The 20019-nt window shown below is 70.8% G+C and carries 17 protein-coding genes; 8 read left to right on the top strand and 9 right to left on the bottom strand.

What is annotated here, in order from left to right; all coding sequences use genetic code 11:
- The 5 genes from QNJ12_RS06125 to QNJ12_RS06105 are packed head-to-tail and all read right to left on the bottom strand — an operon-like array spanning window position 1 to window position 5787.
- Window positions 1–1293: a nucleotide sugar dehydrogenase gene (locus QNJ12_RS06125; protein ID WP_300620288.1), complete on the bottom strand. Its 1293-nt coding sequence runs from the start codon at window positions 1291–1293 to the stop codon at window positions 1–3.
- Window positions 1290–2288, bottom strand: a complete 999-nt coding sequence (locus QNJ12_RS06120; protein ID WP_300620284.1) for a Gfo/Idh/MocA family oxidoreductase — start codon at window positions 2286–2288, stop codon at window positions 1290–1292. Before QNJ12_RS06120 ends, QNJ12_RS06125 begins: the two co-directional genes overlap by 4 nt.
- Complete coding sequence (locus QNJ12_RS06115; RefSeq protein ID WP_300620281.1) at window positions 2279–3337, bottom strand: DegT/DnrJ/EryC1/StrS aminotransferase family protein; 1059 nt, start codon at window positions 3335–3337, stop codon at window positions 2279–2281. Before QNJ12_RS06115 ends, QNJ12_RS06120 begins: the two co-directional genes overlap by 10 nt.
- 10 nt (window positions 3338–3347) lie before the next feature.
- Window positions 3348–4385, bottom strand: coding sequence for a glycosyltransferase family 2 protein (locus tag QNJ12_RS06110; RefSeq protein WP_300620278.1), 1038 nt, complete (start codon window positions 4383–4385; stop codon window positions 3348–3350).
- Complete coding sequence (locus QNJ12_RS06105; protein WP_300620275.1) at window positions 4378–5787, bottom strand: exopolysaccharide biosynthesis polyprenyl glycosylphosphotransferase; 1410 nt, start codon at window positions 5785–5787, stop codon at window positions 4378–4380. Before QNJ12_RS06105 ends, QNJ12_RS06110 begins: the two co-directional genes overlap by 8 nt.
- A 56-nt stretch (window positions 5788–5843) precedes the next feature.
- On the opposite strand from QNJ12_RS06105, the gene QNJ12_RS06100 reads away from it, so the two are divergent.
- The 3 genes from QNJ12_RS06100 (at window position 5844) to QNJ12_RS06090 (ending at window position 8844) form a co-directional block, all read left to right on the top strand.
- Window positions 5844–6086: a hypothetical protein gene (locus QNJ12_RS06100; RefSeq protein WP_300620272.1), complete on the top strand. Its 243-nt coding sequence runs from the start codon at window positions 5844–5846 to the stop codon at window positions 6084–6086.
- 47 nt (window positions 6087–6133) lie between these two features.
- The gene (locus QNJ12_RS06095) at window positions 6134–7930 is read left to right on the top strand and encodes a glycosyltransferase (protein ID WP_300620269.1); all 1797 of its coding nucleotides are present in this window, start codon (window positions 6134–6136) and stop codon (window positions 7928–7930) included.
- A 95-nt stretch (window positions 7931–8025) separates the two neighbouring features.
- Window positions 8026–8844: an ABC transporter permease gene (locus QNJ12_RS06090; protein ID WP_300620266.1), complete on the top strand. Its 819-nt coding sequence runs from the start codon at window positions 8026–8028 to the stop codon at window positions 8842–8844.
- 84 nt (window positions 8845–8928) lie between these two features.
- Here QNJ12_RS06090 and QNJ12_RS06085 read toward each other — a convergent pair whose 3' ends face one another.
- Together QNJ12_RS06085 and QNJ12_RS06080 are read right to left on the bottom strand one after the other, a co-directional pair.
- Window positions 8929–10134 carry an ABC transporter ATP-binding protein gene (locus QNJ12_RS06085; RefSeq protein ID WP_300620263.1) on the bottom strand — a complete coding sequence of 402 codons (1206 nt, stop codon included), beginning with the start codon at window positions 10132–10134 and terminating at the stop codon, window positions 8929–8931.
- Window positions 10135–10144: 10 nt separating this feature from the next.
- Window positions 10145–11719, bottom strand: a complete 1575-nt coding sequence (locus QNJ12_RS06080) for a DUF2142 domain-containing protein (protein WP_300620261.1) — start codon at window positions 11717–11719, stop codon at window positions 10145–10147.
- Between the two features lie 81 nt (window positions 11720–11800).
- Between QNJ12_RS06080 and QNJ12_RS06075 the strand changes: the two genes are divergently transcribed.
- The 5 genes from QNJ12_RS06075 to QNJ12_RS06055 are packed head-to-tail and all read left to right on the top strand — an operon-like array spanning window position 11801 to window position 18395.
- Window positions 11801–12103 carry a hypothetical protein gene (locus QNJ12_RS06075; RefSeq protein ID WP_300620258.1) on the top strand — a complete coding sequence of 101 codons (303 nt, stop codon included), beginning with the start codon at window positions 11801–11803 and terminating at the stop codon, window positions 12101–12103.
- Window positions 12104–12110: 7 nt separating this feature from the next.
- Complete coding sequence (locus QNJ12_RS06070) at window positions 12111–13775, top strand: glycosyltransferase (RefSeq protein WP_300620255.1); 1665 nt, start codon at window positions 12111–12113, stop codon at window positions 13773–13775.
- Window positions 13772–15874: a glycosyltransferase gene (locus tag QNJ12_RS06065; protein WP_300620252.1), complete on the top strand. Its 2103-nt coding sequence runs from the start codon at window positions 13772–13774 to the stop codon at window positions 15872–15874. Before QNJ12_RS06070 ends, QNJ12_RS06065 begins: the two co-directional genes overlap by 4 nt.
- Before the next feature lie 5 nt (window positions 15875–15879).
- Window positions 15880–16194 carry a hypothetical protein gene (locus QNJ12_RS06060; protein ID WP_300620249.1) on the top strand — a complete coding sequence of 105 codons (315 nt, stop codon included), beginning with the start codon at window positions 15880–15882 and terminating at the stop codon, window positions 16192–16194.
- Window positions 16191–18395 carry a glycosyltransferase gene (locus QNJ12_RS06055; RefSeq protein ID WP_300620247.1) on the top strand — a complete coding sequence of 735 codons (2205 nt, stop codon included), beginning with the start codon at window positions 16191–16193 and terminating at the stop codon, window positions 18393–18395. The genes QNJ12_RS06060 and QNJ12_RS06055 overlap by 4 nt, the downstream gene beginning before the upstream one ends.
- Here the strand turns inward: QNJ12_RS06055 and QNJ12_RS06050 are convergent.
- Both QNJ12_RS06050 and QNJ12_RS06045 read right to left on the bottom strand, forming a co-directional pair.
- Window positions 18387–19196: a glycosyltransferase gene (locus tag QNJ12_RS06050; RefSeq protein ID WP_300620244.1), complete on the bottom strand. Its 810-nt coding sequence runs from the start codon at window positions 19194–19196 to the stop codon at window positions 18387–18389. The two genes, QNJ12_RS06055 and QNJ12_RS06050, sit on opposite strands and share 9 nt — an antisense overlap.
- Entirely contained in the window at window positions 19193–19951 is a 759-nt protein-coding gene (locus QNJ12_RS06045) for a hypothetical protein (protein ID WP_300620241.1), read from the bottom strand. Before QNJ12_RS06045 ends, QNJ12_RS06050 begins: the two co-directional genes overlap by 4 nt.
- Window positions 19952–20019: the final 68 nt, after the last annotated feature.

The following is a 20019-nucleotide window of genomic DNA, read 5'->3' as shown; positions in this document are numbered from 1 at the left end:
TCAGTGTCCGGTGCCGATGACGTGCACGGCGATCGGCGCGAGGCGTGCGGCGTCGACGACGCGTCGGCCGTCGTACACGAACGCGGCGCCCGGCAGATCGTCTGCCCGAAGGTCGCGATACCGATCGTGGTCCGTCTGGATCACCGCCGCATCGCACGGGTCGCCCAGGTGGTGGGGCTCGAACCCCAGCGACGTCAGTTCGTCGTCGTCGTAGAGGGGATCGTGGGCAACGACCTCGGCGCCCATCTCGCGCAACGCGGCGGCCAACGGGAAGGCTCCGGAGAAGGCGGTCTCCTTGACGCCGCCGCGATAGGCGACGCCGAGCACGGCGACCCGCTTGCCACGAAGATCCCCGACATGGGCACGCGTCGCCTCGGCGGCCCGTCGGGGCATCGATTCGTTCAGCTCGATCGCAGCGGCCGGCAGCGTCGCCTGCTCGTCGACCGACAGGTAGAACTTCGGGTACACGGGGATGCAGTGACCGCCGACCGCGATGCCGGGCCGGTGGATGTGGCTGAACGGTTGGCTGTTCGCTGCGTCGATCACGGGCAGCACGTCGATGCCGATCGATTCTGCGTGGAGCGCGAGCTCGTTCGCGAGGGCGATGTTGATGTTGCGGTAGGTGGTCTCGGCCAGCTTCGCGAGCTCGGCCGCCTCGGCGCTGCCGAGATCCCACACCCCGTTCGGCTGTGGCAGGTCGTCGCGCTCGTCGAAGTCGAGCACCTGCTGGTAGAAGTCGACGGCGCGAGCTGCCGACGGTTCGTCGACCGCACCGACGAGCTTGGGGTACTTGCGGAGGTCGGCGAACACGCGGCCGGTGAACACGCGCTCGGGGCTGTGGCACACGAAGAAGTCCCGCCCCGGCGCGAGGCCGGACGCTCGTTCGAGTCCCGGCACGAAGCGCTGGCGGGTCGTGTGCACCGGCAGCGTGGTCTCGTAGCTGACCAGCGTGCCCGCAGTGAGATGCGTGCCGATCGCCTCGGTCGCAGCGTCGATGGCCCGGAAGTCCGGTCGTGCGTCCAGGTCGACGACGACGGGCACCACCACGACGACCGCATCGGCGCCGGGGATCGCGTCGGCGAAGTCGGTCGTGGCCCGGAGACTCCCGGCGGTCACCACGGCCTCGAGCCGCACGTCCAGCTCGGCCTCGCCGGGGAAGGGTTCGCGTCCCTCGTTGACGAGGTCGACGACCCTCGGGTCGATGTCGACGCCGACGACCGTGTGGCCGTTGGCGGCGATCTGGACGCTGAGCGGGAGCCCGATCTTGCCGAGCGCCACGACGGTGACGTTCATGGCAGATCCTGCTCGACGTCGAGGGCGGTTCCGGTGCGAGCCGATTCGATCGCCGCGTCGGCCACGGCGACGGCGGCCATGCCCTCGGACATGGTGACGATCTCGGCCGGTCGGCCGAGCACGGCATCTCGGAAGTGCTCGAGCTGGACGCGCAACGGTTCGGGCTTGGGGATCGCGAAGCGGATGACGTCGCCCTCGGACACACCGCGGAACCCCGAGATCGAGTCCCACTCGACCGGCACGCTGCCGTTCTTGTAGAGCGTGAGGTCGGCGAGCAAGGTGTCCGCGATGAGACAGCCGCGCTCGCCGGTGGCGACGACGAGGCGTTCCTTGAACGGCGTCAGCCAGTTGACGAGGTGGCTGGTGACGGTGCCGTCGTCGAGCACACCGGTGGCCGCGACGAGGTCCTCGTGCTCGCGCCCGGCTTTGGAGACGGTGCGCGCCGCGATCGTCTTGTAGCGCGAACCACCGACCCAGGCGCTGAGGTCGAGATCGTGGGTGGCGAGGTCCTTGACCACACCGACGTCACGGATCCGGTCGGGGAAGGGTCCGATGCGCCGCGTCGCCACCTGGAAGACCTCACCGATCTCGCCCGCGAGCAGTCGAGTCCGAAGCGAACGGATCGCAGCGTTGCTGCGCTCGATGTGGCCGACCGCCCCGACCAGCCCGGCCGCATCGAAGGCTGCTGCGAGCCGGCGCGCCGCAGGGAGGTCGAGGGCCAGCGGCTTCTCGACGAGCGCGTGCACGCCCCGGTCGGCAAGCGCGAGCCCGACACGTTCGTGGTCCTCGGTCGGGCAGGCCACGACGCAGATGTCGAGCTCGTGGTCGAGCAGTGCGTCGACGGTATCGACGACGGTGCCCGTTCGCACGGCTCCGGTCGTGTCGCCGAGCGGATCGGCGACGACGCGTAGCTCGATGCCGTCGACCGACTGCAGGACGCGTGCGTGGTTCCGGCCCATCATGCCCAGGCCGATGAGGCCGGCTCTCAGGACCATGCGTTGACCACCTCGATGACCCGGCTCACCTCGTCGTCGGTGAGCCTCGGGTGCACCGGGATCGAGACGACCTGACTCGCGGCGGCTTCGGTCACGGGGAGGTCGACGTCGAGCCCGAACGACGGAAGGCGATGGACCGGCGTCGGGTAGTACACGCCGGCACCGACCCCGTTCTCGTGCAGGTGGTCGACGAACGCGTCACGTCGCTCGAGCACCCGCACGGTGTACTGGTGGTAGACGTGCCGCGCAGCCGGTGCGACGCACGGTGTCACGACGCTCGTCAGCTCCCGGTCGTACCGGGCGGCGATGTCGCGGCGACGGCTGGTCCACTCGTCGAGTCGGGCGAGCTGTGCTCGACCGATCGCAGCGTGCAGGTCGGTCATCCGACAGTTGAACCCGACGATCTCGTTCTCGTAGCGACGCTCCATCCCCTGGTTGCGCAGCAGGCGCGCGGCGCGGGCCAGCTCGGCGTCGGACGTCGTGATCATGCCGCCTTCGCCCGACGTCATGTTCTTGGTGGGGTAGAAGGAGAACATGCCGAGGCCGAACGTGCCGACGAACCGGTCGTTCCAGGTGGCGAGATGCGCCTGCGCTGCGTCTTCGACGAGCAGCAGCCCACGGCGGTCGCAGAGCCGCCCGAAGGCGTCCATGTCGGCCGGGTGGCCGTAGAGGTGGACCGGCATGACCGCTGCCGTGCGGTCGGTGCACGCCGCGGCGGCGGCCTCGGCGCTCATGCAGAACGTGTCGAGCTCGATGTCGACGAAGACCGGCTCGGCCCCCGCCAGCCTGACGGCGTTCGCGGTCGCCGCGAACGTGAACGACGGGACGATGACCTCTTGCCCCGGCTCGACGCCGGCCGCCATGAGTCCGAGATGGAGTGCCGAGGTGCCCGAGTTGACGGCGACGGCGTGCTCGGCCTCGATCCGCGCTGCGAACTCCGCCTCGAACGCTGCGACCTCGGGACCTTGGGCGAGCATGCCGCTGTCGAGCACGCGGAGGACGCTGTCTCGCTCGGCGTCGCTGATGTGAGGTGCGGACAGGGTGATCACGGGCGACACGCTATCCGTCGACGGTTCGAGCCGGCGGCCTACTCCCGTCGGATCGGTGTGGCCCGGCGACGGCGCGAGCCAGCCCCGACAGGAATCCACAACCCCACCCGATGTGCATCCCGACCAGGGCGGGTCCCGCCTTCGGTCCGAGTCTCGTGGTCGCTGCCCCGACGACGGCGAGGTAGGCGGCGGGGATCGCGAGCAGGCTCGGTCGTCGGATGGATCCTGCGATCGACAACCCGAGGGTCGCGGTGACGACGGCGGGGATGGTCTGCCTCCGTCGAAGCGTGTCGGGGCGTCGCCGGACCACCTCGGCCTTCCACCGGCCGTACTCGTAGTACTGCTTGGCGAGGTCTCGGAACGAACCGCGCGGCCGATACGACACCGACAGCTCGGGGTCGAACCACACGACGCCACCCGCATCGCGCAGCCGGATGTTCAGTTCGTAGTCCTGGTTGCGGATCAGCGTCTCGTCGAACCAGCCGACGGCATCGCCAGCCGCCCGGTCGAACACGCCGAGGTAGACTGTGTCCACGGGCCCGGCGCGTCCACCGACGCGATAGGTGGCCCCGCCGGTGCCCAACCACGACGTGGTGGCGGCGGCGACCGCCTGCTCGAACGGCGTCTCGGGCGCCGGGACCTGCATCCCGCCGACGTTCACGGCGCCCGTGCGACGCATCGTGTCGACCGCGCGGCGGATGTACCCGTCGGACAGCGCGGCATGGCCGTCGACCCGCACCACCACGTCGCCGGTCGTCGCCCCGATGGCCGCGTTCAGTCCGGCGGGCGTGACGCCGGTCGGGTTCGCCACGACCGACACGCGCGGCTCGCGCTCTGCGATCGACGCCGCGATCGTCTCGGTGCCGTCGTCCGATGGCGCAACGGCGAGGCAGACGTCGAAATCGAGCGGGTATCCCTGCGAGAGCACCGACTCGACGGCTCGCCCGAGATGGTCGGCCTCGTTGCGGATCGGCATCACGACCGACACGGTCGGCCAGCCGTCACGCTCGACGTCGCGCCCGTGGCACGCCGCCCGCAGCTCAGACACGGCGGCTGAGCACGACCCAGACCGTGCGCAGCAGGATCTGGATGTCGAGGACGAGCGACCAGTTGACGAGGTACTGGAGGTCGTAGCCGAGCTTGTAGTCCGCGTCGGTGTCGTATCGGCCGTGGATCTGGGCGAGCCCCGTCACGCCCGGCGGCAGCTCGTGGCGGCGGGCGTAGCCGGCGACGTCGCGCTCGATCTTGCTGATCATCTCGGGTCGTTCGGGGCGTGGGCCGACGAGCGACATCTCGCCCTTGAGCACGTTCCAGAACTGCGGCAACTCGTCGGCGCGGGTCGAGCGCATCCAGGCGAGGCCGCGCACGACCCGGTCGTCGCGCTCGGACGACAGTTGCGGACCGAGCGACTCGGCATCGGGCACCATCGTGCGGAACTTGACGACGGTGAAGCGCTTGCCGTACAGGCCGACGCGCGTCTGCCGGTACAGCACGCCGGAACCGGCGCGCATCCGCACGTAGAGCGCGAGCAGCGCGACCGACGGCACCGTGATCGGCGCCGTGACCACGATCACGAAGAGATCGAACAGACGCTTGAGCCTGAGCTGGTGCGACGCCATCGCGTGCGTGCGCATGCGGGTGAACGGCATCCCCGCGATCTCGCGCACCGACTGCAGGCCGAGCAGCGTCTCGCGGGCGCTGACCCGCTGGTGGACGCCGACGCCCTCACGGTCGAGTGCGGTCAGCGGCTCGGGGAACGCCGACGAGAACGCAGCGAGATCGAGCAGCAGGACGTCGGTGGCCTGGCTGGCGTTCACGATCTCGAACAGCTCGTTCGGTCGCTCGACCGTGCCGACGACCTCGGCGTCCGCTGTCGCTTCGAAGTGGCGGCGCGCCGTCTCGACCGTCTCGCCGTGGCCGACCAGCAGCACGCGTGACGGACCACGTCGCCGGCGGGCGAAGTACCGGCTCACCGACCGGTTCCCGGTGACGGCGAGTGCGCCGACGAGGAAGAAGACCGCGAGGTTGAGTCGTGGCATGAGGTAGCGGTCGGTGAGCAGCGCCGCGAGCCCGTCGAAGGCGACGGCGATGCCGCTCGCCACGGCGACTCTCGGGAGCCACGGCCGGTGGCCCAGACGGACCTCGCGCTCGTACAACCCGGCGAAGTAGAAGATCAGCAGGTGGATGCCGGTCGCGATCGAGAATCCGATCCAGTAGTGGCTCCTCGGGTACGTCGGCCAGGTCCAGCCGAAGCGGGCGAAGTTGATCGCCACCATGGCGCCGAACAGTGCGACCGCATCGAGGACGAACAGGAAGCGGAAGCCTCGATCCCACATCCAGCCGAGGGGGCGGCCGGCGCGGTTGACGGCACGTTCGATGACCGCCGGGAACGGCTCGGCGGCGGGCGTCGGCTCGGTGTCGGCCTCGGTGGGCTGCGTCAGCTCCTTCATGGTGACCGACCCGAGCGTACCCCTCCCTGCGGGCCCGACGCCGTAGCCTCGCCGGCATGGACCGATCGAGGTCGCCCGACGCCGAGGCGCTGATCGACGAGCTCCAGCGCGAGTCCGAGCTCCGCCGGGCGGAGCTACGCGCGATCGCGGCGGCGATGCCCGAGGCGGTGAGCCGGCGCGCGCTGGTGAGATCGATGGCGAAGAGCATCGCAACCGCGCCCGACAAGCCGCGCGTGGTGCGGCGGGTCGTCGCGAAGATCGTCCGCACTCCGCTGGACATGGTGCGAGGTCGCCGCTGACCGGGCCGCCGCTCCACGTCCACGTCTCCCCACGTGGGAACGCGTTCATGCGCGACATCGCGGCGTGGCTCGTCGAGGCCGGCTCGCTGCTCGGCCGTGACGCGTCGCTGCACGCCGACGGGCGCCTCCCGGTCGACGATCGTGCCGTGAACCTGGTGGTCGCGCCGCACGAGTTCTACCCGCTCGGCGACTTCACGAACCGCGAGATCGACGACGCAGCCCGCATCAGCACGCCGGTGTGCACCGAGCAACCGGGCACCACCTGGTTCGACGTGTCCCGCCTGCTCTGCCGTGCGAGCGGGTCGGTGGTGGACATCAACGCACACGGGGCGCGAGCCCTACGGCGACACGGTCACGATGCGGTCCACCTCCGGCTCGGTGGCGTACCGAGCATGGATCGTCGCCTCGCGGACGACGATCGAAGCCGCGAGCTGCTCTTCCTCGGCGGCCGGACGCCGCGCCGCGGCCGGCTGCTCGCGACGCTCGCGCCGCAGCTGTGGAATCGGGAGGTCGACCTGCGGATGTTCTCCTTCCGGCAGCCCGTCCAGGACGGCGCCGGCGGGCTCGTGTTCGGTCGCGACAAGTACGACCTGTTGGCCGACAGCAGGATCCTGCTCAACATCCACCGCGACGAGGCACACCCTGGCTACTTCGAGTGGGCGCGCATGGTCGAGGCCATGGCGAACGGGTGCTGTGTCGTCACCGAGCCCTCGACCGGTCACGAGCCGCTGACCGCCGGTGTGCACTTCGTCGAGGCCGACGACGAGCTGGTCGGGCAGGTTGCGGCGCTGCTCGACGACCCGGACCGGGCCTCGGCGATCGGCGAACGCGCCGCCGAGGCCGTGCTGCACGAGTGGCCGCTCACGGCCACGCTCGCGCCGGTGCTCGACCGGATCGAGTCGCGACACCAGCCGCGACGATCGTTGATCGCCCCGCGGTACGACAGCGAGACGGTGCGGGCGCAGCAGATCCCGGTGCTGCCGGCGTTCACCCCCCACCCCGAGCTCCGGCACCGGATCTACCGCGCGCTGATGGCCGAGACCGCGCTGCAGCGCCGGCTGGAACGGGCTCGCAGCCTCGTGCGTCACGGTCGCGACGATCACGTCGAACGGGTGACCTCGGCTTCGTACGATGCGGCCGCGCCGGAGGTCACGGTGGTCGTGACGCTGTACGACTACGCGGAGCTCGTGACCGAGACGCTCGATTCGATCGCCGCGTCCGAGGACGTCGACGTCGAGATCGTCGTCGTCGACGATCACTCGAACGACACCGGGCGGGCGGTCGTGCGGGCCTGGATCGACGCCCATCCCGACGTGCCGGCCCTGCTGCTCGGCAGCGACATCAACCGCGGCCTCCCCGCGGCCCGCAACCTCGGCTTCGAGCACGCCCGTGCCGCCGACGTGATGGTGATGGACGCCGACAACCTCGTCTACCCGTCGGCGCTGCGTCGACTCGCCGATGCCCTCGACGCCGACCCCGACGCCGCCTTCGCCTACTCGGCGCTCGAGGAGTTCGGCTCGTCGACGGGGATCAGGAGCGCGATGGCGTGGCACGTGCCGTGGCTGTGTGAGGGGAACTACATCGATGCACAGGCGATGATCCGGCGCGAGGCCTGGGCCCGCCACGGCGGCTACCGCGTCGACGACGAGGTCTTCGGTTGGGAGGACTGGGAGCTCTGGCTCCGGCTGGCCGCACAGGGTGAGCACGGCGTCCACGTCCCCCAGATGCTCGGGCGATACCGGACGCAGGAGCAGTCGATGATCGCGACGACCAACCTGGTGGCCGACCACATGCTGCGGTACCTCAGGGGCCTGTACCCGACCCTTCCGTGGCCGTCTGCATAGCGAGCGGGTCGTCGAGCGAGCGCCTCTCGGCCCCGGTTCGGCAGTGATCTGACATTCGGTCCGATCCGCGCCGGGCGCTACTACGCTGCGCGTCCATGTCATCGGCCGGCGCCCTCGTGGCGCGCCGCGAACTGCTCTGGAACCTCACCCTGCGCGAGCTGCGCGGCCGGTACAAGCGCAGCCTCCTCGGCTGGGGCTGGTCGTTGCTGAACCCGATCGCGTTCATGCTGATCTACACGTTCGCGTTCTCGATCATCCTCGACGCGAGCCCCGGCAAGGGTGACCCGAGCGGCCTCGACTCGTACGCCTTCTGGCTGCTCTGCGGCCTGGTCCCCTGGACCTTCTTCAACGTGTCGGTCAGCACGGCCATGACCAGCATCGTGAGCAACGCGTCGCTCGTCGGCAAGGTCTGGTTCCCACGCGAGCACCTCGTCGTCTCGACCATCCTCGCCGGGCTGTTCACGTTGGGTGTCGAGCTCACGGTGCTGAGCGCCGCACTGATCGTCGTCGAGGGGAACATGGTGCTGCCGTGGCTGCCGTTGGTCGTGCTGACGAGCGGTCTGCTCGCGATGTTCGGGACGGGATTCGGGCTCGCGCTCGCGGCGGCGAACGTCTTCTTCCGCGACATGACGTACCTCTGGAGCATCGCCGTGCAGGCGTGGTTCTTCTCGACGCCGATCGTCTACCCGCCGCGGCTCGTCGAGGAGCAGCTCGCCGGGCATTCGACGATCGTGCGGATCTACAACGACCTGCCCATGGCCGTGGTGGTCCGGGTCTTCCGCAACCTGATGTACGACCTCCGGATGCCGCGCCTGATCGACTACGGCCTGCTGACGGCGTACTCGGTGATCGCGCTCCTCGCCGGCTGGTGGCTCTTCGACCGGCTCGAAGGCCGCTTCGCCGAAGAGCTCTGACCGAGCGCCCGTGCGCCCCCGTTCGGGGCGAGCTGCTCGCCGGCCAGGGCTGTCAGCACGAGGGCGCGCGAAGCCCGCCGGTTCTCACCCCACGTCCCACGAGCCACCGAGCGTGACCAGGCCCTGGTCGGACGTGGCCCCCTTGAGCACGTCGAAGCGCACGAACCGGTTGCGCACGTCGAACTCGCGTTGGCCGGACTGGTCCCGGACGGCGCAGCTCACCTCGTAGGTGCCTTCGACGAGCGGCAGCACGTCGATCTCGAGCGTCACCGTCCGCGAGCCGTGGACGTGGTCGATGATGGCGTTGCGGCCACGCGTGCTGACCTCGGTGACCAGGGTGGCGTTCTGGTCGTAGAACGACAGCGTCACCTCGGGGTCGACGACGCGCTCGCGTGATTCGAGTCCGATCCGGATCGCGTGTGGTTCACCCGAGCGAGCGAACGACACCGGCTGGAGACCAGCGTCGAGGATCTCGAGGCTGGCGACGAGCACCTCCCCCGAACCCCGCCGCGTGCCGTCCTGATACTGGACCGACCGTCCCTCGTGGGTGGTCTCGAGGTACGACTCGGTGATGTCGACCGGCGTGCCGAGCATCCGGAGGTTGCCGTGGTCGATCCACGCCGCTCGCTGACACAGCCGGACGACGTCGGACATGCTGTGCGTCACGAGCACGATCGTCTTGCCCTGGTCGCGGAACTCGGCGATGCGGTCACCGCACTTGGCCTGGAAGTCGGCATCGCCGACCGCGAGGACCTCGTCGATGATCAGCACGTCGGGATCGACGTTGACCGCGACGGCGAACCCGAGCCGGACGAACATCCCCGACGAGTAGCTCTTGACCGGGGTGTCGATGAAGTGCTCGAGGCCGGAGAACTCGACGATCTCGTCGAACTTCTCCTCGACCTGCCGCCTGGGCACGCCGAGGATGGCAGCGCTCAGGTAGACGTTCTCGCGGCCGCTGAGCTCGGGATGGAAGCCGGCGCCGAGCTCGAGCAGCGCCGAGATCGATCCGTTGACCGACACGGTGCCCTCGTCGGGCTGCAGGATCTGCGTGAGGCACTTGAGCAGCGTCGACTTGCCACTGCCGTTGTGGCCGACGATCCCGAACGTCTCGCCCTCGAAGACGTCGAAGCTGATGTTGCGCAGCGCCCAGAAGTCCTCGTGCGTGCTGCGGCGCATGTTCAGCAGCGACTGCTTGAGCGAATGGTGCCGCTCGTGGAAGAGGCGGAATCGCTTGGACAGGTGCGACACCCGAACGATGGGCTCTGGCGCCGCCCGTGTTGCCGACATCGACCAGACGTTATCGGCTGGCCGGCGCGCGGCGAGTGGAAACCGTCGGGCCGCCCACCACCACGACCGCCAGCCCGAGGGAGAGCGCAGCGTGCACGGCGAGCAGGGCCAAGGGGTGGACGGGCTGATGGATGGTGTCCCACCGCCACGGCAGGAACGTCCCCGTCGTGCCCGCGCCGAACCGCCTCGCGGCAGCCCACGCGGCGATGTTCAGCACGATCAGCGACCCGAACGTCGCCGCGCCGGCGATGCGCTGCTCGACCGCCGGGAGGTCGGTCGGGCGCGACGCCAACAGGATCGGAACCCCCGTGAGCAGCGGGATCGAGTAGCGGCCCTGCCAGTAGAGGCCGGAGGTGTTGCCCTGGTAGAGCTCGAACACCCAGCTCGTCAGGACGATCACGGCGACCAGGATCGACGCCGTGGCGATCGTTCGTCGCCCCGCGATCGCCGACGCAGCGAACAGGCCACCGATCAGCATCAGCCAGATCACGACCGCGAGGAACGGGACCCTGGTGTCGAGCCAACCGAGCACGCCGATCGCCTCGATCAGGTTGTTGCCGGTCTGCTCGACGATCGCGACAGCGAGATCGGTGTCCCAACCGCCGGGGCGGTTGCGCAGCAGCACGATGGTGCCCACCGCGGCGACGACCGCTCCGGCTGCACCCACGCCGAACCGGCGGGAACGTTCGATCGGTGCCGCCATCAGCCATCGCACTCCCTCGCCTGCCACGACGAGGAGCGGCGCGAGCGCCGCCAACCGGCTCGCTCGCGATTCGCTCGTGACCGCCCAGACGATCGCCATCAGCGTGCTCGTGGCCACCGTCACCTGCGCGCCGCGATGCAGGGATCGCCACCACGTCGCCACCGACCGGTCGGTCGCGGCCAGGGCGACCGCGAGCGCGATGCACGTCCAGATCAGCCCGTCGCGGCGGGGGAGCGCGAGCGCGGCCCAGCCGACCGCCGTCAACCAACCGACCCGGTGCCGGTTGCCGTCGCCGACCACGAGACCGACCCACAGCGCCACCGACCCCGCGATCGCGATCGACGACGGGTTGACGGTGCCGAACGTCGACCACGCCATCGGGGTGATCCCGACGAGCGTCGCGGCGGCGAGCGAGCGACGAGTGCCGCAGGCCTCGCGGAGCGCCCAGCCGACCAGCAGCGCCGACACGATCGCGCCGCCGAGCCGCGCCCACCAGATCGGCCGCAAGCCGGGCAGCCCGCTCGGCAGCCCGAACGTCAGATGCCCCCACGGCGGGTACTCACCCGACCGTGACGGCAACGCCACCGTCTCGCCGGCCGCCGGCACGTCGGCGGCGCAGGACACCGGCGTCGTCGGGTCGAACGCGTAGCAGCCCGGTTCGGGCACCCGGTAGCGGTCGGGCAGCTCGAACGTGCCGGAGTCGCCGAACTCGCCACGGACGACGGCGCCCGATCGCACGAGGTGACCCGGTTCGTCCGGACCGGACCCCGGCGGCATCAGCAACGCCCAGCAGAGCACGAGACCGAGCACGCCGGCGGTGATCACGGCCGAGCGTTGGTGGACGACCGCAGTGGGACGTGCCTGCGTCGACGTGGCGGTCACGGTGGCGACAGTACCGGTCGGCCGGCGTCCGGACATGGCCACCCCCGGGCCGCCGGCCCCGTCGGGATTACACTTCGCCCGATGACCGAGTCATCCCGAGATGACGAGCTGGCAGCCCTGCAGGCCGAGGTCGACCGGCTCCGGTCGCTCGTCGGGCCCGCCGAGCTGTCGTACACCCAGCTCCAGGAAGACGTCCTCGCGTGCCGCGATGCCGCCAAGGGCGCCGAGGCCAACGCCGGCATGTTGCGGGGCCGAGTGCGCGAGCTCGAGGTCGATCTCGCGCGTGCACGGCAGGACCAGGCTCACTTCCAACGAGCAGTGCTCGGCGTCGCGTCGTCGGCGCGCTCGCGGCTGAGTCGGGCGATCCGATCCCGAGTTCTCTGAGGTTGCCGTGTCGCCCCGCTGCTCGGTGCTGACCACCGTCTTCGAGACCGACCGCGAGCATCTCGTCGCGTGTCTTCGCTCGGTGCGGCAGCAGGACCTGGCCGACTGGGAACACGTCGTCGTCGACGACGCATCGACGGCGCCGTGGGTCGCCACCGTCCTGGACGAGGCTGCCGCCGCCGACGAGCGGGTTCGCGTCATCAGGCGTCCGTCCAACGGCGGCATCGCAGCGGCGAGCAGCGACGCGCTCTCGGCCGCGACCGGCGACGTCGTGCTCCTGCTCGACCACGACGACGTGTTGGAGCCCGACGCGGTGCGCATCATGACCGAGGCGATCGAGGCCGGGGCCGACGTCGCCTACTCCGATCACGATCTGATCCGCCCCGACGGCAAGTACGCGACGCCGTCGTACAAGCCGGACTTCTCTCCGGAACGACTCCGCAACCAGAACTACATCGCCCACTGCGTCGCCATGCGCCGCTCGCTCGCCGACGAGGCCGGCGGGTTCCGCAGCGGGTTCGACGGTGCCCAGGACCACGACCTGCTGCTGCGGGTCACCGAACGGGCGGGTGTCTCGGTCACCCACGTGCCCGAGGTGCTCTACCACTGGCGGCAGTCGCCCCGCAGCGTCACGACGAGCGGCGACAACAAGCGGTGGGCGTTCGAGGCGGGCGTCCGGGCGGTGAGCGACCATTGCGCGCGGGTCGGCATCGACGCCGACGCCGAGCTGACCGAGCACGACGGCTGCTACCGGCTCCGCCGCCGGCCACGATCACGTCCGCTCGTCAGCGTGGTCGTGCCGACCCGCGGGACGGTCGGACGGGTGTGGGGGGCGAGTCGCAGCTTCGTCGTCGATGCCGTCGCCAGCCTGTTGGCACACTCGACGTACGACCAGCTCGAGATCGTCGTGGTGTTCGACGCCGACACCCCCGACGCAGTTCTGCACGCCCTGCGGCGAATCGCCGGCGAGCGCCTCGTCCTGGTGCCGTTCGACGGGCCGTTCAACTTCTCGGAGAAGATCAACCTGGGCGTGCTGCACGCCACCGGCGAGGCGCTCCTGCTCCTCAACGACGACACCGAGCTGATCGAACCGACCAGCCTCGAGACGATGGTCGCCCACCTCGACGTGCCCGATGTCGCGATGGTCGGGGCCAAGCTGCTGTTCGCCGACGGCACGCTGCAGCACGGCGGCCACGTCTACCACCGCGACATCGGCCACGCCTGCTTCGGGTGGGGAGGCGATTCGCCCGGCCCCTGGCCGCTGCGGCCGCTCGCGGTCGAGCGGGAGTGCAGCGGGGTCACCGCAGCGGCTGCGCTCGTCCGACGCTCGGCGTTCGACGAGGTCGGGGGCTTCAGTCTCGAGCTGCCGCTCAACTACAACGACGTCGACTTCAGCCTGAAGCTGCGCGCCGCCGGGCACCGCATCGTCTGGACGCCGTGGGCCGTCTGGTACCACTTCGAGAGCCGCACGCGGCACAGCGTGCTGCAGCCCGAGGAGTACCAGTTCGTCAACCAGCGCTGGCACGACGAGATCCACCACGACCCGTACTACAACCCGAACCTGGCGCCGGGCCGCGACGACTGGTTGGAGCGGCCGCTCCGGTCCGGAGCGGCGGCGTTCGAGGGTCGGCCGAACATCGTGCGTCGGCTCCTCGGGCGCCACCGGGCATGACCGACCGCTCGTGGGTCGGCGCGCTCGTGCGCGGCCGGACGACATGGATCGTGGCGATCGGGGTCGCGCTCGCGATCTGGGTGCAGGCCACGATCCGATTCGACTCGCCCGGTGTCTCCGCGCGGCTGGCCTTCACGTTCGTGCCCGCCGCGCTGCTCGTGATCGCAGTGACGGTGGCGTTGTGGCGCCGGCAGTGGCTGGCGGTCGGCGCACTGCTCCTCGCCGTGTCGCCCGCCGTCCTCTCGTCGGTCGCCGCGGGCGAGCGGCACGGCGCGCTGGCGATGCTGGCTGCGTCGCTGCTGACGCTGCTCTTGCTGCACGGTGCCACACGGGCAGCGATCCTCGTGGCGGGCGCCGCGCTCGCAGCCGGGGTCGCCGGAGCGCTCGCCGCAGCGACGTCGCGTGACACGACCCCGGGGTGGTCGGCGATCCTCGACCGGGCGGACGTCAACCTGCGTGGCGCGACCGGCGTCGTCGGCGAGATCGGTGCGTCGCTGTCGGTCAGCGCGCTCGCGCTCTGGTGGGTCGCGGTCGGCGCCGTCGCCGCCACGGCCTGGTTCGTCGGTCGACGGCTGGCGGCGGGTCTCGTCCTCATCGCTCTGGTCGGCTCGTTCGTGCTGTTCGCCGCGATCGAGCGATTCGTCGGTGCCGCGAACACCACTGCCGGCGCGTTCCTCTTCAGCGTGGCCATCGTGCTCACGGCCGGGACGGTGCCGCTGAGGGGATCCGTCCACCGTCGGATCGGTCGCCTCGTCGGCGCAGGCGGCGGCATGGTGTGGCTCGTCGCGATCGTCGACCAGATCCGGTTCGCGGCGACGTTCCCCGAACCTGCCAGCTGGGTTCGTTGGCGGAGCTGGACCATCGAGGACTCGGTCGCGTCGCCGCAGGTGCTCCTCGTCGCGGCGGGGCTGAGCGTCGTCGCGCTCTTCGGTCCGCTCCTGCTGGCGACCGCGCCATCCCAGCGGGCGGCCGGCGTGAACGTGGTCGGCTACTTCTCGTCGATGAGCGGGCTCGGCGATCGCGCACGAGAGCTCGCGGCATGCCTCGAGGAGGCGGGCGTCCAGGTCGGCAGGTGGGACGTCGAATCGGCCAGCCCGCCGGCAGGCGAGCCGGGTGACCCCGAGCCGGGTGCGTCACCGATTCGGCGCGTCACGATCGCCGTCGTCACCGCCGACCAAACCCCCGGTCTGTTCGAGTCGCACCGGCCGCTCGTCGCCGAGGTCGATCGGGTGATCGGGTACTGGTTCTGGGAGCTGGAGCGCGTCCCCGACCGGCACCTGGCCGCGATCGAGCTCGTCGACGAGATCTGGGCGCCCACCCGGTTCGTCCATGACGCGTACCGCTCGGTCGCCGACGTGCCGGTGCGCCACGTCCCGCTGCCGATCCAGGCGCCGGCCGCCCACGGCATCGGGCGCGTCCGAGACGCACCGTTCCGGTTCCTCGTCAGCTTCGACCACCTCAGCGTGGCCGAGCGCAAGAACCCGAGCGGCGCGATCGCCGCATTCCGGCGCGCGTTCGCCAGCGGCGACGAGCCCGTTCGGCTCGTGGTCAAGACGATCAACGCCGACCAGCGACCCGAAGCTGCAGCTGCGATCTCGGCAGCGGCAGCCGGCGACGAGCGGATCACCATCCGCGACGAGCACCTCCGAGACGACGAGCTGGCCGCTCTCGTCGCGTCGAGCGACGCGGTGGTGAGCCTCCATCGCGGCGAGGGGCTGGGCCTCCACATCGCCGAGGCCATGTGGGTCGGGACGCCGATCATCGCCACGCGGTACAGCGGTGTGCTCGACCTCGTCGACGACGCGTGCGCGGCGCTCGTCGACCACGAGCTCGTCGCGGTCGAGCGAGGCGACGGTGCCTACGACGGCGGCCGGTGGGCCGAACCCGACCTCGAGGCCGCGAGCCGGATCATGCGATCGTTCGTCGAGGATCCGTCCCTGCCAGGTCGGCTGGCGGCGGCGGCCTACGAGAGGATCGCCTCGCAGCCGACGCGGGCCGAGACCGGCCGGCGGCTCGCCGCGCTCGTCGACGCCTGGCCACGGGTCCACGGCGGCGTCGCCCGTGATTCAACGCTGCCGGTCACCCGATCGCTAGCGTGAGCCCGATGCCTGGTTCTCCACTCCGGCGGGCGGCGCGTGCGGCGACGGCTCCGGTACGCGGCTACCTCAACGACCACTTCGAGATGGTCAAGCAGGAGGTCCGCGAGCACTCGCCCGAGGTCGAGATCGACGACAGTGCCGCGTGGCAGCGCGTCGCCGATCTCGAGAACACGCTCGCCGAGCTGTCGCTGTACCAGAGCCGCGTCCTCACTCGCCTGAGCGACGAGGTGCAGACGATGGGCGATCGGCTCGACGAGCTCGAGCGGCTCGTCAGGCAGCTCGCAGCGGTCATCGCGGCGTCCGCGGTCTCCGAACCGTGATCGCGTTCGATCTCCAGGCGATCCAGAGCGCCGCCCACGGTGAGCGCGGCATCGCCCGGTACGTGTTCGACCTCGCCCGCACGCTGGCCGAGCGGCATCCGGGCGTCGTCGACGCGTTCTTGTGGAACGATCGGCTTCCCTGGGTCGACCGCATCGGCGAGCTCGACCTCGGTGAACGGCTGCAGTCCTTCTCGGCGGTGCGCGGCAGGACCGTCGACGTGCTCCACGTGAACTCGCCCTTCGAGCTCCTGCCGATCGGCGAGGTCGGTGTTCCGGTCCGCGCCCGGCGGCTGGTGGTCACCTGCTACGACCTGATCCCCTACCGGTTCCCCGACCGCTATCTCGCCGACGTCTTCACCAGCGCCCGGTACCGGACCCGTCTCGGCATGCTGGCGGCGGCCGATGCCATCGTCACCGACTCGCAATCGGCGGCCGACGACGTGGCCGGTCTGCTCGGCGTGTCGCAGGAGCGGCTCACCGTGCTCGGCGCAGGCGTCAGCGACCGGTTCCGGCCGCCGACCACGCCGCTGGCCGAGCGGATCCGTGCGTTGCGGGAGGCGATCCCCGGCATCCAGGCGCGCTTCGTGCTCGTTCCGACCGGCATGGACTGGCGCAAGAACTACGCCGGGGCGATCGCCGCCTTCGCCCGTCTCCCCTACGCCGCCCGATCCCGGCATCAACTGGTCCTGGCGTGCAAGGTCGACCAGCACCAGCGGAACGAGCTGGATCGGTTGTGCCACGAGCACGGCGTCACCGACCGCGTGCTCGTCACCGGCTTCGTGCCCGACGACGTGCTCGTGCTCCTCAACCAGACCGCCGAGCTGGTGTTCTTCCCGTCCTACTACGAGGGCTTCGGCCTCCCCGTGCTCGAAGCGCGGTCGTGCGGGGCACGCGTGATCTGCAGTGGCGTGTCGTCGCTGCCCGAGGTGCTGCCGGACGAGCGGGCGCTCTTCAACCCGTGGGACACCGATGACACGGCGGCGACGCTGCTCGCAGCACTGGACGACCCATCGGTCGCTGCCGCGCTCGATCGCGTCCCCGACGCCGGCTTCACGTGGGCGCGAGCGGCCGATCGGCTGGTGACCGTCTACGACTCGGTCCGGCCCGAGCCGGCCGTGCCGTCGCCGCAGCGGAAACGGCTGGGGATCGTGACGCTGATGCCGCCGACGCCGAGCGGTATCGCCGACCACAGCGAACGGCTCGTCACCGCGCTCCACCACGACGTCGACAGCGTGGAGGTCGCGGTCTTCGTCGAGCGCACAGCGTCCTGGTCGCAGCTCGACGTGCCGTATCAGGTGCACGACCTGGCCACGCTGCCGGGGCGCTGGGCCGCCGGCGAGCTCGACTCGGTCGTGTACTGCTTCGGCAACAACCGGTTCCATCGCAGCTTCCTCCCGATGCTGGAGGTCGTGCCCGGCCACGCGTTCCTGCACGACGTGCGACTCCGCGGTGTGTTCGACCGTCTCCGCGTCGACCGGTTCGCACAGCGCTGGTACGACCACGACGTCGACGACGACACGCTGTTCGCCGCGCCGGTCGTGCACGCCGCGCTCACGACGCTCGTGCAATCGGCCCACGCGGCCGATCTCGTGCGGTCGGACGCCGGCGCCGAGGCGATCGACATCGGGCCGCACCCGTGCGCCGCGGTGGCGTCCACCGAGCCGATCCGAGACGGCGGACCCGACTACGTCGTCTCGGCCGGGATCGCCGACGAGAGCAAGTGCTCCGACGTGGTCGCCGAGGCGATGCGACAACTGGTTGCCCGTCGATCGGTGCGGCCCGCGCTGGTCGGCCTGGGAGGAGAGCGCTTCGTCGGCGACGGCGACGCCGTCGAGGTCACGGGTCAGGTCGACGACGGCGAGTTCGACGCCTGGCTGCGGCGGGCCGGCGTGCTGGTGCAGCTCCGGCGGACCACCAACGGCGAATCGTCGGGTGTCGTCGCACACGCGCTGGCGCGCGGCGTACCGCTGATCGTCTCCGACATCGGGGCGATGGCCGAGCTGCCGGACGAGGTGGCGGTCAAGGTGCCGGTCGACGTGTCGGCCGGCGAGCTCGCGGACACCGTCGAGGTGCTGCTCGACGACGAGCCGCGCCGGCTCGCGATGCGTGCCGCCGCGCTCGCCTACGCGGCCCGTGAGACGCCGCTCGCCCAGGCGCGACGGCTCGTCGCGGCCGTGTTCGGCGACGGCGCCTCAGGCTGAGGCGGCCGGCTGGGTCCACGCGATCTCGGGCCACTTGTCCAGCAGGATGCGGTGCTGCTCGCTCGCGGGCGCAGGCGCGTCGGGCGTGCCGTGGCCGCGGTGGTGCACGACCGAGACGCCCGCGTGCACGGCGCACGACCCGTTCGCCCGGCGGGCACGGAGCGCCAGGTCGACGTCCTCGAAGTACGCGGGGTGATACGCCGGGTCGAAGCCGCCGAGCCGCTCGTGTTCGTCGCGGGTCATCAGCCAGCAGGCGGCCGAGGCGTAGTCGACGAGCATCAGCTGGTCACCTGCCGGCAGGGTGGTGATCGGGCTCGTGTGGCCGTTCGCGTCGAGCATCTGACCGACCTCTTGGATCGAGCCGTCGCCGTCGCGGAGCACCGGTGCGACGATCGACGGCGCCCAGTCGTCCCCGAGCGCGGTGATCAGCGGATCGAGCCAGCCCGACGGGAACGACATGTCGGGGTTCACGAAGCCGAGCAGCCCGCCGCGCGCGTACATCGCACCCAGCTCGCAGCCACCGCCGAAGCCGAGGTTGCGGTCGGGGCGGACGACGCGCACGCCCGCAGTGAACAGCGCGAGGTCGGTGAACGTGGCGTGCAGCGGGTGGGGGTTGTCGACGACGATCACCTCGTACGAGTGCCGGCCGGCCGCGAGGGAGTCGACCAGCGATGCGATCGAGTCGACCGCGATCGCGCCGGTGCCGAACGTCACCGTGACGAAGGAGACATCGGGGGTGTCGCACACGGGCGCGACGACCGACGGCGCGGGTGAAGCGGTGACCACCGTGTCGTGTGTCACGACGGTGCTGCCGGGTCATCGAGCGCGTTGCGTTCGAGCCGTTCGCGCAGCACGCCGATCTCGGCCTTGAGCTCGTCGAGGCGTTCGGTGGCCGCCCGTGTCGACTGCGCCAGCTCGGACTCGAGCTCGGCGGCCCTGCGTCGCCAGACGGCGGTTGCGGCGACCGAGCGCTGGAGACTCCAGCGGGTGCTGCGATCGACCTCGTCGTGCACGGAGAGCCCGTCGGCGACCGCATCGAGCGCAGCATCGAGTCGTGCCTGATCGCCGGGGTCCGAGCCGAACGCAGCGATGCCGGCGTCGTCGACGCCGACGTCGTCGGCGCCCGAGACGATGAGCCACACGTCCGTGACGCGGATCGTGTCCGGGAGAGCGTCGAGCGCGGACTGGTCGAACGTCGGGCACGGGAGCACGCCGAGATGTTCGAGCATGCGCCGCCGGACCTCGGCCGCACCGGCCTCGACGGTTCTCGCGAACAGCGACGCCAGCGGCGGGAGATCAGGCGCCCACAGGTCGGTGTCGAGGACCGCGTCGACATCGGTCGGCCAAGACGCCGTGGACATCGGCTGCCAGACGCCGATGTGCTCGCCATCGACGCGCAGGTCGAGCGTGACCTCGCCGAGCCGGCGCGACAACTCGTGTTCGAGGACGCGCGCCTCGGCGGCAGCGACGATCGGGTGCGGCCGGGCGGGGTGCAGGATGCCGATGCGCGGTACGGGTGCGGGGCCGTCGGTGTCGTCGACGTCGGGTGCTCCCACGGCCGGCGCTCAGCTCGGCTGCGGCATCCGGGCGTGTTGGGCCTGGTGCCAGCGGTACGCCGTCTCGA

This window comes from Ilumatobacter sp. (assembly GCF_030065885.1).
Taxonomy (GTDB): domain Bacteria; phylum Actinomycetota; class Acidimicrobiia; order Acidimicrobiales; family Ilumatobacteraceae; genus Ilumatobacter.
Note: the sequence above shows the minus strand (reverse complement) of the source record. Positions and strands in the feature narration are given on the sequence as shown.